Source organism: Streptomyces sp. NBC_01017 (assembly GCF_045162795.1).
Lineage (GTDB): Bacteria > Actinomycetota > Actinomycetes > Streptomycetales > Streptomycetaceae > Streptomyces > Streptomyces machairae.
The window spans coordinates 7,732,682-7,745,719 of the sequence record NZ_CP108683.1; the positions used below are offsets into that span (position 1 = coordinate 7,732,682).

The 13,038-nt window shown below is 71.3% G+C and carries 12 protein-coding genes; 7 read left to right on the forward strand and 5 right to left on the reverse strand.

What is annotated here, in order from left to right; translation table 11 throughout:
- Positions 1 to 26: 26 nt before the first annotated feature.
- Together OG331_RS35485 and OG331_RS35490 are read right to left on the reverse strand one after the other, a co-directional pair.
- Positions 27 to 308, reverse strand: coding sequence for an Lrp/AsnC ligand binding domain-containing protein (locus OG331_RS35485; protein ID WP_328428302.1), 282 nt, complete (start codon positions 306 to 308; stop codon positions 27 to 29).
- Between the two features lie 42 nt (positions 309 to 350).
- The gene (locus OG331_RS35490) at positions 351 to 1,136 is read right to left on the reverse strand and encodes a rhomboid family intramembrane serine protease (protein ID WP_406203977.1); all 786 of its coding nucleotides are present in this window, start codon (positions 1,134 to 1,136) and stop codon (positions 351 to 353) included.
- A gap of 164 nt (positions 1,137 to 1,300) precedes the next feature.
- On the opposite strand from OG331_RS35490, the gene OG331_RS35495 reads away from it, so the two are divergent.
- The 5 genes from OG331_RS35495 (at position 1,301) to OG331_RS35515 (ending at position 6,677) form a co-directional block, all read left to right on the forward strand.
- Entirely contained in the window at positions 1,301 to 1,540 is a 240-nt protein-coding gene (locus OG331_RS35495) for a hypothetical protein (protein ID WP_406203980.1), read from the forward strand.
- 37 nt (positions 1,541 to 1,577) lie between these two features.
- Positions 1,578 to 2,921, forward strand: a complete 1,344-nt coding sequence (locus OG331_RS35500; RefSeq protein ID WP_406203983.1) for an NYN domain-containing protein — start codon at positions 1,578 to 1,580, stop codon at positions 2,919 to 2,921.
- Positions 2,922 to 3,132: 211 nt separating this feature from the next.
- Positions 3,133 to 4,167: an NlpC/P60 family protein gene (locus tag OG331_RS35505; RefSeq protein ID WP_406210507.1), complete on the forward strand. Its 1,035-nt coding sequence runs from the start codon at positions 3,133 to 3,135 to the stop codon at positions 4,165 to 4,167.
- 228 nt (positions 4,168 to 4,395) lie between these two features.
- Complete coding sequence (locus tag OG331_RS35510; protein ID WP_406203986.1) at positions 4,396 to 5,409, forward strand: NlpC/P60 family protein; 1,014 nt, start codon at positions 4,396 to 4,398, stop codon at positions 5,407 to 5,409.
- Positions 5,410 to 5,474: 65 nt separating this feature from the next.
- Positions 5,475 to 6,677, forward strand: coding sequence for a hypothetical protein (locus OG331_RS35515; RefSeq protein ID WP_406203989.1), 1,203 nt, complete (start codon positions 5,475 to 5,477; stop codon positions 6,675 to 6,677).
- On the opposite strand, the gene OG331_RS35520 is transcribed toward OG331_RS35515, so the two are convergent.
- Positions 6,665 to 7,195, reverse strand: coding sequence for a PadR family transcriptional regulator (locus OG331_RS35520; protein WP_406203992.1), 531 nt, complete (start codon positions 7,193 to 7,195; stop codon positions 6,665 to 6,667). The genes OG331_RS35515 and OG331_RS35520 overlap by 13 nt on opposite strands.
- Positions 7,196 to 7,285: 90 nt before the next feature.
- Here OG331_RS35520 and OG331_RS35525 point away from each other — a divergent pair, with 90 nt between their 5' ends.
- On the forward strand, positions 7,286 to 8,605 hold the full coding sequence (locus OG331_RS35525; RefSeq protein ID WP_406203995.1) for an MATE family efflux transporter: 1,320 nt from the start codon (positions 7,286 to 7,288) through the stop codon (positions 8,603 to 8,605).
- Here the strand turns inward: OG331_RS35525 and OG331_RS35530 are convergent.
- Entirely contained in the window at positions 8,566 to 9,801 is a 1,236-nt protein-coding gene (locus OG331_RS35530) for a glycosyltransferase 87 family protein (protein WP_406203998.1), read from the reverse strand. The two genes, OG331_RS35525 and OG331_RS35530, sit on opposite strands and share 40 nt — an antisense overlap.
- Before the next feature lie 119 nt (positions 9,802 to 9,920).
- Between OG331_RS35530 and OG331_RS35535 the strand changes: the two genes are divergently transcribed.
- Positions 9,921 to 11,063, forward strand: coding sequence for a glycosyltransferase family 4 protein (locus OG331_RS35535; protein WP_365064751.1), 1,143 nt, complete (start codon positions 9,921 to 9,923; stop codon positions 11,061 to 11,063).
- Positions 11,064 to 11,104: 41 nt separating this feature from the next.
- Here OG331_RS35535 and OG331_RS35540 read toward each other — a convergent pair whose 3' ends face one another.
- Positions 11,105 to 12,901, reverse strand: coding sequence for an AMP-dependent synthetase/ligase (locus tag OG331_RS35540; protein WP_406204001.1), 1,797 nt, complete (start codon positions 12,899 to 12,901; stop codon positions 11,105 to 11,107).
- Positions 12,902 to 13,038: the final 137 nt, after the last annotated feature.

Genomic DNA, 13,038 nt, shown 5'->3' on the forward strand with positions numbered 1-13,038 from the left:
TCTTCATGATCGGGCCGTGGCCGCTCTCAGCTGTCCAGTCCGATGGCGAACGCGGCCTCGATGTCGTGCTGCGAGTACGTACGGAACGCCACGTGCGTGTCCGTCCCCTCCACCCCGGGGATCTTGCTGATCCGGCCCGGAATGACCTCGGCGAGATCCTCGTGCTCCTTCACCCGCACCATGGCGATCAGGTCGTACGTACCGGTGACCGAGAAGACCTCGGTGACGCTCTCCAGCGAAGCGATCCGCTCCGCGATCTCGGGAATCCGGTCCACGCTGGTCTTGATGAGGACGATCGCGGTGATCACGGTTGGTTCTCTCCCTCGGAGGCCATTGCTGGGGCTCTCACCCTACTCGTGGTCCAGTTGGCCTGGTTGTTCTGCCGGGGGTCCGGGGGTTGTCCCCCGGGAAGACACAGCAGTCGTAGGGCGGAATCGGGCCCACGCGAAGCCGAAGCCGAGCCCGAACCCGACCAGGTGCGCCAGATACGCCACCCCCGGCCCCTGGTCCGCCCGCCCCGCCGCCACCCACTGCAGCGCCACCCAGAAAGGCAGCACGACCCAGGCCGGGAAGCGCAGCGGCAGGAAGAGCAGGAACGGCAGCAGGCTTGTCACCCGCGCCCGGGGGAAGAGGAACAGGAACGCGCCGAGGACGGCAGAGATCGCCCCGGACGCGCCGACCAGGGACTGGGTGGAGTCGTCGTTGGCGGCCGCGTAGCCCAGCAGGGCGAGGTAGCCGCAGCCCAGATAGAAGAGCGTGAACTGGAGGCGGCCCATCCGTTCCTCGGTCATCACGCCGAAGACGTAGAGGAAGAGCATGTTGCCGAGCAGGTGCACCCAGCTGCCGTGCACGAACAGCGCCGTCGCGGGGGTGAGGACGGCCCGGGGCGCCCCCTCGAACAGCTCCGCGGGCACGACACCCCAGCGATGGAAATAGGCCCGCTGAGCGGCGAGCAGCCCGTCGCCGGAGCCGTACGCCGCATTGAGTCCCGCCGCCGGGCCGATCAGGAAGACCAGGCAGCACAGGATGATCAGCCCGTACGTCACCGGCGCCGAGGACCGCAGGACGGACCGGACCGGTCGGCCCGCCCTGGCGAACCGAGTCCCGAAATGCGCCACGCTCCAGTTGCCGATCATGGACACAGAGCATGACGTAACTGGACGCACACGCACAGACCGCCTCGCCGCCCTGGACGGACGGGCGGTGGGTACCCGCCAGGCCGTAGGGTTACGAGCCACACGCACCGGGGCCCGGCGCGTCGCGGACAATAGAAGGTCTAGAAGGAAAGAGCACAGTCACGATGACGGTTCCCCTGCCGACCACCACGACGCGGTGGCGCTGCACCCTCTGCGGCAACCTCACGCGCTTCGACGTGACGCGCTCGTCCAAGGTCGTGGAGTACGTCCACCTCGATCTGGCCGGTGAGCCCAAGATCGAGGAGCGCGAGGTGCTCAGTGAGACCATCGAGTCGGTGTGCTGCCGCTGGTGCAACGCCGTGGACAAGGTGGAACTCGTGGACAGGCCGGGCGCCGACTCCTGACGGGAGCGGCCCCCGCACAGGCATTGGGGTGTGACGGATGGTGGAGACACAAGGCGGGGGGCCGGACGACGGCGCCGCTGAGGTGCTCGACCGTCCGCTGCCCGACGGTGTACGGCGCAAGGTCGTGCAGATCGTGTCCGACGGGTTCGGCGGACTGACCGTCGGCGAACTGCCCGCACAGCTGCGCCAGTACGCCAGATTCGCGCCGAACCGCCGGGCCAAGTTCGCCGGCAACGCCATGGCGGCGGCGCTGGAGACCGATCCGCTGTTCCGGCAGCGCATCGGGGAGAAGTTCAGAGAGGCCCAGCCGGAACTCGCCGGCGCCCTCGACGCCGGCTCGGCGCCCCCGGCCGCGGACCCCCTCGACGTGGCGGCCGCGGCCTATGTACTGCGCCCCACCGGCTGGGTCAAGCTGGTCACCGCGGCCGGCGAGGAGGCCCAGCGCGCCGACGCCGAGCGCGTCGACGAGGAGAACCGCGCCGAGCTGGAGCGGCTGCGCGAGGAGCTCGCCCAGGCCCGTGAGCACACCCGGCACGAGACCGAGCGGCTGCGCACCGAGCTGGACGCGGCGAAGAAGGAAGCCGAATCGCTGCACCGAAAGCTGCGCTCGGCCCTCAGTGACGTCAAGCGCGGCGAGGCCGCCCTGCGCAAGGTGCACGGCGAGATCGAGACCGTACGTGCCGAGGGGCACGCCCAGGTCTCCGCGGCCGAGAGCGAGAGCCGGCGCCTCAAGGCGCGGCTCGGGGAGGCCGAGGCCGCCCTGGAGGCCACGCGCAGGGCCGCACGCGAGGGCCGCAGCGTCGAGGACATGCGCGTACGCCTGCTTCTGGACACCCTGCTGGACTCCGCCCAAGGGCTGCGCCGGGAGCTGGCGTTGCCGCCGGTCTCCGTACGGCCCGCCGAGACCGTGGACGCGGTCGAACCGGGACGAATGACCCCGAAGGACATCGCCGCCCGGGCGCTGTCCGAGAACGACCCCGCGATCCTCGACCAGCTCCTCGCCCTGCCCCAGGCGCACTTGGTGGTCGACGGCTACAACGTCACCAAGACGGGCTATCCCCAGATGCCCCTGGAGAAGCAGCGGCTCAGGCTGCTCGGCCAGCTCTCGCAGCTCGCCGCGCAGACCGGCGCCGAGGTGACCTGTGTCTTCGACGGGGCCGAGCTGGCCGCGCCGGTGCTTCTCGCGCCGCCGCGCGGGGTGCGGGTGCTGTTCTCCAAACCGGGCGTCACCGCCGACGAGTTGATCCGGCAGCTGGTGCGCGCCGAGCCGCCGGGCCGTCCGGTCATCGTCGCCTCGACCGACCGTGAGGTGGCGGACGGGGTCGCCCGGGCCGGAGCGCGGCCGGTGGCTTCTGCGGTGCTTCTCAAGCGACTGTCCTGATAACGCCAACGTACGGACGCAATGCCCGAATTGGCGTCAATCCTGCGCGACCTAGTGTCAATCCTGCGTCACGCGATGTGAGTTGTGTGTAAAGAATGATTGGTGTGACGAGAATTTTCGTGTGAGGATTTGATCTGATCACAACTGGGTCACTAGGGTCTGGCCTCGAACCTCCGAGCGGGTGATCACTCACAAGAAGGGTTTCACCTCCGTGGCGTCCCACCGTCGACCCAAGCAGCCGAGCCGAGCACGAGTGACCGTGCTGACCACCGCTGCCGCCGCTGCCGTGGCCATCAGTGCGCAGGCCGCCAACGCGGCCCCCAGCGAGAAGCCGAGCAAGGACGAGGTCAAGGCCAAGGTCGACAAGCTCTACGAGGAGGCCGAGCAGGCCACCGAGAAGTACAACGGCGCCAAGGAGAAGCAGGAGAAGCTCCAGAAGGAGATCTCCACGATCCAGGACAACGTCGCCCGCGGCCAGGAAGAGCTCAACGAGCTGCGCGACAGCATGGGCCTCGCGGCCGCCGCCCAGTACCGCACCGGCAGCATCGACTCCTCCGTCCAGCTGTTCCTGTCGTCCGACCCGGACGACTACCTGGACAAGGCGTCCACCATGGACCAGCTGAGCGCCCAGCAGGTCGACTCGCTGAAGAAGATCCAGGACAAGCAGCGCGAGCTCTCCCAGCAGCGCGCCGAGGCGTCCGACAAGCTCAAGGACCTCGCCTCCACCCGCACCGAACTGGGCAAGAAGAAGAAGCAGGTCCAGGGCAAGCTCGGCGAGGCGCAGAAGCTGCTCAACACGCTGACGGCCGCGGAGAAGGCCGCCCTCGCCGCCGAGGAGCAGCGCGCCAGCCGCTCCGCCGCGGACCGCGTGGACCTCGGCAACACCGGTTCCGCCTCCGGCCGGGCCATGGCCGCCTTCCAGGCCGCCCAGAGCCAGATCGGCAAGCCGTACGTCTACGGCGCCACCGGCACCGCCTCCTACGACTGCTCGGGCCTGACCTCCTGGGCCTACGCCCAGGCCGGCGTCTCCATCCCGCGCACCTCGCAGGCCCAGGCCAACGCCGGCACCAGGATCTACTCGCAGAGTCAGCTCAAGGTCGGCGACCTGGTCATCTTCTACGGCGATCTGCACCACGTCGGCTTCTACGCGGGCAACGGCCAGGTGCTGCACGCCCCGCGCAGCGGCACGGTCGTCCGCTACGAGTCGATCAACAACATGCCGTTCCAGTTCGGCGTCCGGATCTGACCCCGGCCGAACACCCGCAAGATCAACACCACGTGCCGCCCGAACGGGCGAATCACGACACCACTTGCTGACCCCGCGCCCCGCCCATGACCTGCGTCAGAGGCGGGGCGTCACTTTGTGTGCCCGCTTCGGTCGTTGGTCGACACCCCGGCACGGAGCTACTGTCTGCCGCGTTTCCCCGCTCGCCGGGGAAGGTCCTTGTCCGCCAGCGGAAGGAGAGCGGCTCCCGTGGGGTCCCATCGCCGCCTTGCATCGACCGGGTTCGACCGGGGCGCCGGAGCAGCGCTCTGCGTCATGTCAGCCGCCGCCACGGCCCTGGGGGTCGTACCGGCCTCGGCCGAGCCACAAGACGACACCCGGGCCAAGGTGGACCGCCTCTACGAGGAGGCCGAGAAGGCCACCGAGGCCTACAACAGGGCCGACGAGCGTGCCGACAAGCTCCGCAAGCAGGTGACCGACGCGCAGGACCGGATCGCCCGGCAGCAGGAGGACATCAACTCCAAGCGGGACGCGCTCGGTTCGCTGGCCGGTGCCCAGTACCGGTCCGGCGGCCTCGATCCGTCGCTCGCGCTGCTGCTCTCCAACGACCCGGCCGACTACCTCGACAAGGCCGCCCGCATCGCCCGGCTCAGCGCCCACCAGACCGGCGAGCTCAAGGATCTGCAGGACGCGATGCGCCAACTCGCCCAGGAACGCTCCGAGGCGACCGGGAAACTCGTCGACCTGGAGAAGAGCCGCAAGGCCGTCGCCGTCCACAAGCGGACCGTCGAGCGCAAACTCACCCAGGCCCGCAGGCTGCTGAACTCCCTCACCGCGGCCGACCGTGCCGCCTACGACCGCGCCTCCCGCTCCGGGCGCGCAGGCATGCCCGACTTCGGGAGCCTCGTGGCCCCCTCGGGCCGCGCCGCAGCCGCCGTCGCCGCCGCCCACTCGGCGCTGGGCAGGCCGTACGTCTGGGGCGCCAACGGTCCCTCCGGCTTCGACTGTTCGGGCCTGATCCAGTGGTCGTACGCCCAGGCCGGCGTCGCCATGCCGCGGACCTCGCAGGGACAGCGGTACGCCGGCCGGCAGGTCCCGCTCTCCGAGGCCCAGCCCGGCGACGTGGTCACCTACCGGGGCGACGCCAGCCACGTCGGGATGTATGTGGGCAACGGCCAGGTGATCCACGCGCCCTACCCCGGTGCCCCCGTGCGCTACGACCCGGTGGGCATGATGCCCGGGGCGACGGTCACCCGGGTCTGACGCGGGGCCGAGGCCGCTGCGGCGCGGGTCTGACCTTCGTGCCGTCGCCGCCGTACGATCGGGAAATGGCTGGTCGAAGGCGGGCGTCGGGGGCGCGGGGAACGCGCGTCGTCGTCGCGCTCTGTCTGCTGCTCGTCTCGCTGGTGGGCTGCGGCGGGCGGCCCACCACGGACAGCGCCAAGGCCGAGGTGCAGCAGGTCCTCGACCGCCGGGCGGCCGCGATACTCGACCGTGACGAGACGGCGTTCCTGCGCTCGGGCGCCCGGGACTGGTTCGGCAACCTGGGCGCGGTGCCCCTGGCCGACTGGTCGTACCGCCTGACCGCCCTGCGGCGCACCGGCGACACCGCCCTTGCCGACGCCGAGCTCCGCTACCGCGTCCAGGGCCACGACCGGGCTCCCGTCAGCGCCGGCCGGACCCTGAGCCTGCGCCTGGACGTGGAGGGCCACTGGTACGTCGAGGCCGAGCGGCCCGCGAAGGGCTCCGCCGAACAGCTCTGGGACCAGGGCGAGGTGAGCGCCGTACGCGGTGACGACAGCCTCGTCCTGGGCGTCGGGCAGTCCGAAGCGGCACTGCGGTCGTACGCCGAGCTGGCCGACCACGCCGTGCCGGCCGTCTCCCAGGCGTGGGGCACGGACTGGCCCCGGCGCGTGGTGATCCTCGTACCGATGTCGCTGGCCGGCATGGCGGGCCTGCTCGGCTCGCCCGAGTCCTCCTATCGCGGGATCGCCGCGGTGACCACCGGGGAGACCGGCGCCCCGGCGAGCGCGCCCGCGGACCGGATCATCGTCAACCCCGACGCGTACGGCGTCCTCGGCAGCACCGGCAAGCAGGTCGTTCTCACCCACGAGAGCACCCACGTCGCCACCCGCGCCCACACCACCGAGGCCACCCCGCTGTGGCTGTCCGAGGGCTACGCCGACTGGATCGGCTACCTCGGCAGCGGCCGCTCCCCGTCCCAGGCGGCGCCGGAGCTGTGGCAGGCGGTGACCGAGGGCCGGGCGCCCCAGGAACTCCCGGCGGACGCGGACTTCGGTTTCACCGGCGACGCGGGGAGGCTGGCGCGGGCCTACGAGAGCGGCTGGCTGGCCTGCCGGCTGATCGCGGACCGCTGGGGCGAGGTCAGGCTCGCCGAGTTCTACCGGGCCGTGGGGGCCCACGAGAAGCGGGCCGGCGCGGTGGAGGGCGCTCTGAAGGACGTACTCGGGACGTCGCTGGAGGAGTTCACGGGGGAGTGGCGGGACTATCTGCGGGCTCAGCTCGGCTGATCCAGCAGCGCGATCGCCTCCGTCAGCCACGCACGCTCCGCCTCACCCGTCGCCCGGGCGACCCGCAGCATGCCCTGCCGGAAAAGGTCCTGCGCCTCCTCCGCCCGGACGGGCTGCCCGCCGTCGTAGAAGAAGCTCGTGGGTGCGGTGAGGAACTCCAGGCGACGGCGCAGCACTCCGGCCTGCTCCCGGCGGTCCGGCAGGTGCCGTAGGAAGGCCAGGAGCGTGTTGAAGCGGACCTGGTCCGTGATCTCCACCTGCTTGGGGTGGCGCAGGCGCTCCAGCAGGTCCTCGCGCCCGGCCTCGGTGAGGGAGAGGATCCGGCGCGGGGCGGCGCCCGCACCCGGCTCCGTGTGCTCGTCGAGCTTCCCGGCCTTGATCAGTCGTGTGATCGCCGGATAGAGCGCACCGTCGCTGACGGGGCGGACATGGCCGCTCAGCGCCTTGATCCGCTCCTTCAACTCATAGCCGTGCAGCGGCTCTTCGGCCAGGAAGCCGAGGATCGACAGCTCCAGCATGGTCCTCCTTGCGGGCGTGATGGCGCCATGATACCTCTTATCGAGCTACCTCGAATCGAGGTGTCTCGATGCATTGAGGGGGCTCGGACAGTGAACGCGCACCGCAAGCAGCTCATCTCGCTCGCCCACCCCGTCTACTTCTCGCTTCTCGCCTCCGTGGCCGCCGGAATCATCAACACCGTCTGGGTCTCCCGGCTCGGCGGCCCGGCGGTGGCCGCCGTGGCCGTCGCGACCAACACCGAGAACGTCCTGCTCGGCGTGGCCCTCGTCTTCGGCTCCGGTACGACCGTGCTGGTCGCGCACGCCAGGGGCGCGCGGGATCCGGGCGCGGTGCGGGCGGCGGTGCGCGGGGGATGGGCGGTCTGGGCGCTGGTCACGCCGGTGGTCGTGGCGGCTGGGTTTCTGGGGCGTGAGCCGTTGGCGCGGCTGGTGCTCGGTGACGGGGCCGCGCTGCCCCTCGCCGTGCGGTACTTCGCGATCTCGCTGCCTGGTATCGCCGTGTTCTTCGCGCAGACCCTGGTCGACGGCATCCTCAAGGGGGCCGGCGACACCAGGACGCCCATGCGGCTCGCGCTGCTCGCAGGCGGGCTGATCCTGGTCTGCGACCCGTTCCTCATCCAGGCCTACGGCGTCCCTGGCGCCGCCGCCTCGACGGTGCTGTGCCGGAGCGTGGCCCTCGCCGTGGGGCTGGCCGCGCTGCGGAGGAACCGGCTGCTGCGCGCGGCTGCCGAGGCGCCGCCCGCCGAGCCGGCCGGGGACGCGCTGCGGCGGACACTGCGGACCGGGCTGCCGATGTCGGCCGACTTCACCGTGCGGCAGGCGGGCGCGCTGGCGCTGGTCGCGATCGTGGCACGGCTGGGCGTGACGGCGGTGGCCGCGTACTCGATCGCGTACAAGGTCCTGTACGTCGCCACCATGGGCTTCTACGCCGTACGCCAGGCCGCCGCCATCCACACCGCGCATCTGCTCGGCGGCGGTGCGGACGCGCGGTCGGCGATCGGACGGCAGGCGGTGCAGCTCGCGGGGGCCTTCGCGCTCGCGGCGGCCGTACTGCTGGGCGTGACCGCGCCCTGGATCATGGCCGCCTTCGGGGCCGGTCCCGGCGTCGCCCACGCCGGTGTGCTCTTCCTGCGCTGCATCGGGCCCTACCTGCTCCTGATGGCCTGCTTCATCTCCCTCGGCGGGGTCTTCGAGGGGAGTGGGGGAGCGCCCCTGCTGCTGCGGGTGACCGTGCTCGGTACGGCCGTACAGCTGCCGCTCGCGTACGGGCTGTCCGGCCTCGGTCTGCCGGGCGTGTGCCTGGCGCTGGGATCGGCCATGGCGGTGCAGTGCGCGGCGGTCCTGGTACTGCTTCGGATGAAGGCCCGGCGTCAGGACGGCAGGGACGTTTCCTTGGCGCGGGCCGCCTGAGCCGGTACGGGGGCCGGGGCGGTACGGGTGACCGTCGAGCGCCAGAGCTCGCGGGCCGCGAGGAGCGTGGCGAGGACCAGCAGGCCGTTGCGGAGGAACAGGAGGGTGACGCCGAGGCCGTCGCTGGCGACGACGTGCGCGAACCACACCGGGAACTCCAGGACCGTCACGAAGCAGGCCGCGAGGACCAGGCCGACGGGCAGCGTCATCCGGCTGCCGCGGAAGCACAGGCACACCGCCGCGAGGCCGACCAGCCACACCAGGTACTGCGGACTGATCACCCGGCTCGTCGTCACGAACATCAGCACCGCGACGAACGCCGCGTCCGCGAGCGTGTGTGACAGGAACCGCCGCGCCCTCAGCCGCCACAGCAGCAGCCAGCCGAAGGCGAGCCCGCTCAGGACGAGGGCGGCCGTGCTGACGACGTCGACGTACGGGCCGAGGAATTCCACCGAGCCGTAGTTCAGCAGCACCTGGCCGTCCCAGCCGTACTGCCGGGCCACATGGAAGACCAGCGCGCCCAGCGACTCCACCTCGGTGCCGCGGTCGCGCTGGAAGGTCAGGAAGGCGAACGCGCCGGGCATGGCGACGGCGAACAGGACCCCTGTGGCGCCGGCGGTCAGCGCGGCGGACAGCCAGGTGCCGCGCCTGCGGGCCGCGACCAGCAACAGCACCGGCCAGACCTTCAGCATCGCCCCGAAGGCCGTCAGCGCGCCCATCAGCCGGGGATGCCGGGCGCCCGCCAGCAGCGCGGCCACGGCGACGGCGGTGACCATCACGTCGTAGCGGGCGTACACCGTCGGCCCGAGCAGCGGCACGCCCGCCACCCACACCCAGGCGCCGCCGAGCGTCCGGCCGGGCCGCACGCCCGCGTACAGCAGGAGCAGCAGGACGACCAGGTCGGCGGTGAAGGCGAGGACGAAGAACGCCGACGTGTAGTCCAGCCAGAACACCAGGGCGGGGGACAGGATCGGCAGCGCGGCGGCGGGCGGGTACTGCCAGGTGACGTCGTCCAGCGGGAACGTTCCGGTGCGCAGCACCTCGTACCAGCCCTGGTAGATCACCGACACGTCACTGGTGACGTCCGGGCCGGGAAAGACGTACACCTTGAACACGAAGAGCAGCAGGACCACCCTGGTCAGGCCCCAGATCCCCAGCAGCCACGCCAAGGACCGCCGCGTGCCCGTCGTCTCCACCGGATCCCCTGCCGTTCGCTTGCCGCCTCAGTGAGACATGATGTCCTGTCCACCTGTGTGCAGGCCACACACCTGGCCGGGCCCCGGCTGTGAACGGCTGCTTCGGTAGGGTCGGCGGCGTGCACAAGACCCTGATCGTGACCAACGACTTCCCGCCCCGCCCCGGCGGCATCCAGGCGTTCCTGCACAACATGGCGCTACGGCTCGACCCGGAGCGGCTGGTCGTCTACGCCTCCACCTGGAAGCGCAGCCGCGAGGGCATCGAGGCCACCGCCGCCTTCGACGCCGACCAGCCCTTCACGGTCGTACGGGACCGCACGACGATGCTGCTGCCGACGCCCGCGGCGACCCGGCGCGCGGTCGGGCTGCTGCGCGAGCACGGCTGCACGTCGGTGTGGTTCGGGGCGGCGGCCCCGCTCGGCCTGATGGCACCGGCGCTGCGCAGGGCCGGCGCCGAACGGCTTGTGGCCACGACCCACGGCCACGAGGCGGGGTGGGCCCAGCTGCCCGCGGCCCGGCAGTTGCTGCGCCGGATCGGGGAGTCGACGGACACGATCACCTACCTGGGCGAGTACACACGCTCGCGGATCGCCACCGCGCTGACGCCGGACGCGGCCTCGCGGATGGTGCAGCTGCCGCCGGGGGTCGACGAGAAGACCTTCCATCCCGGCTCGGGCGGCGACGAGGTCCGCGCGCGGCTGGGGCTGACGGACCGGCCGGTGGTCGTGTGCGTGTCCCGGCTGGTGCGCCGCAAGGGGCAGGACACCCTGATCCTGGCCATGCCCCGCATTCTGGCCGCCGAGCCGGACGCCGTGCTGCTGATCGTCGGGGGCGGCCCGTACGACAAGGACCTCCGCAAGCTGGCCCACGACACGGGTGTCGCCGACTCGGTCCACTTCACCGGCCCCGTCCCCTGGTCGGAGCTGCCCGCCCACTACGGCGCCGGCGACGTCTTCGCCATGCCGTGCCGAACCCGCCGGGGCGGCCTGGACGTCGAGGGCCTCGGCATCGTCTACCTGGAGGCCTCGGCCACGGGCCTGCCGGTGGTCGCGGGCGACTCGGGCGGGGCGCCGGATGCCGTACTGGACGGCGAGACGGGCTGGGTCGTGCGAGGCGGCTCCCCGGAGGAGGCGGCCGACCGCATCACGACACTCCTCGGCGACCCCGAGCTGCGCCGAAGGATGGGCGAGCGGGGCCGGGAGTGGGTCGAGGAGAAGTGGCGCTGGGACCTGCTGGCGGAGAAGCTGCAAACGCTGCTGTAGGCCGACGACGAGTACCCGGCAGCCCGGATGGCGCCGGGAGACTACTTCCGGTAGAGCGCCTCGATCTCGTCCGCGTAGTCCTTCGCCACGACGTTGCGCTTCAGCTTCAGCGACGGCGTCAGATGGCCCGAGTCCTCCGTGAACTGGGCGGGCAGAACCCGGAACTTCCGCACCGATTCCGCCTTCGACACCGCGGCGTTGCCGTCGTCGATCGCCGACTGGATCGCTGCCAGCAGGTCGGGGTCCTCGTGCAGCGACGTCGGGGTGGAACCCGCCGGCTTGCCGTGGTCCGCGCACCAGCGGTCCAGGAACTCCTCGTCGATGGTGACCAGCGCGCCCACGAACGGCCGCCCGTCGCCGACCACCATGCACTCCGCGACCAGCGCGTGCGCCCGGATCCGGTCCTCGATCACGGCCGGGGCGACGTTCTTGCCGCCGGCGGTGACGATGATCTCCTTCTTGCGGCCGGTGATCCTGAGGTAGCCGTCCTCGTCGAGGGTGCCGATGTCACCGGTGTGGAACCAGCCGTCGGCCAGCGCCTCCTCGGTCGCGCCCGGGTTGTTCCAGTACTCCTTGAACAGGTGCTCGCCGTGCAGCAGCACCTCCCCGTCGTCCGCGATCCGCACGACCGAGCCCGGCAGCGGCTGGCCGACCGTGCCGATCTTCTGCCGGTCCCAGGGGTTGAAGGCGGTGGCGGCGCAGGACTCGGTCAGGCCGTAGCCCTCCAGGACCGTGAAGCCGATGCCGCGGAAGAAGTGCCCGAGCCGCTCGCCCAGCGGGGCGCCGCCGGAGATGGCGTACTCGCCCCGGCCGCCGAGCACCGCGCGCAGCTTGCTGTAGACCAGCTTGTCGAAGACCTTGTGCTTGATCTTCAGGCCCACGGCCGGGCCGGACGGGGTGTCCAGCGCCTTGCTGTAGGCGATCGCCGTGTCCGCCGCCTTGTCGAAGATCTTGCCCTTGCCGTCCGCCTGAGCCTTGGCGCGCGCCGAGTTGTAGACCTTCTCGAAGACGCGCGGGACGCCCAGGATCAGCGTCGGCCGGAACGAGGCCAGCTCGTCGGTGAGGTTCTTGATGTCCGGGACGGTGCCCAGCTTGATCGGCGCCATCATCGGCGCGACCTGCACCAGGCGGCCGAAGACGTGCGCGAGCGGGAGGAAGAGCAGGACCGAGCACTCGCCGGTGCGGAACAGGGGCCGCAGGCGCTCGACGATGTTGCCGCACTCGGCGAAGAAGCTGCGGTGGGTGAGGACACAGCCCTTGGGGCGGCCCGTCGTACCGGACGTGTACACGATCGTCGCAGGGTCGTCGGCCTTCGCCAGCGAGCTGCGCTCCTCGACCGTCGCGTCGCTGATGTCCTGCCCGAGCCGGCCCAGCTCCTCGACGCCACCGGCCTCGATCTGCCAGACGTGCTTGAGGGCGGGCAGGTGATCGCGCACCGACTCGACGGCGGCCGTGTGGCTGTCCAGCTCGACGACGCAGGCGGTGGCGCCCGAGTCGGAGAGGATCCACTGGATCTGCTCGGGCGAGCTGGTCTCGTACACCGGCACGGTGACCGCGCCCGCCGACCAGATCGCGAAGTCGAGCAGGGTCCACTCGTAGCGGGTACGGGACATCAGGCCCACCCGGTCGCCCGGCTGGACACCGGCGGCGATGAGCCCCTTCGCGGCCGCGTGCACCTCCGCGAGGAACACGGTGGCCGACACGTCCTGCCAGGCACCGCCCACCTTGCGGGCGATGACGGCGACGTCCGGGTGCTGCGCGGCGTTTCTGCGGACGATGTCGGTCAGATTGCCGTCCGCAGGGACCTCGTACAAAGCCGGAAGGCTGAACTCGCGCAAGACTGCTGCTCCTCATAGGGCGCCGGCGCCACGACGTTGTGTGATGCGACGGTGCGGTCCAAGGCTCGGGCAGGTGCTCAGGGATTCACAAGTTGAAATCCTGAGCACGACTGGACCGACCGGACGTTACCCGCCGG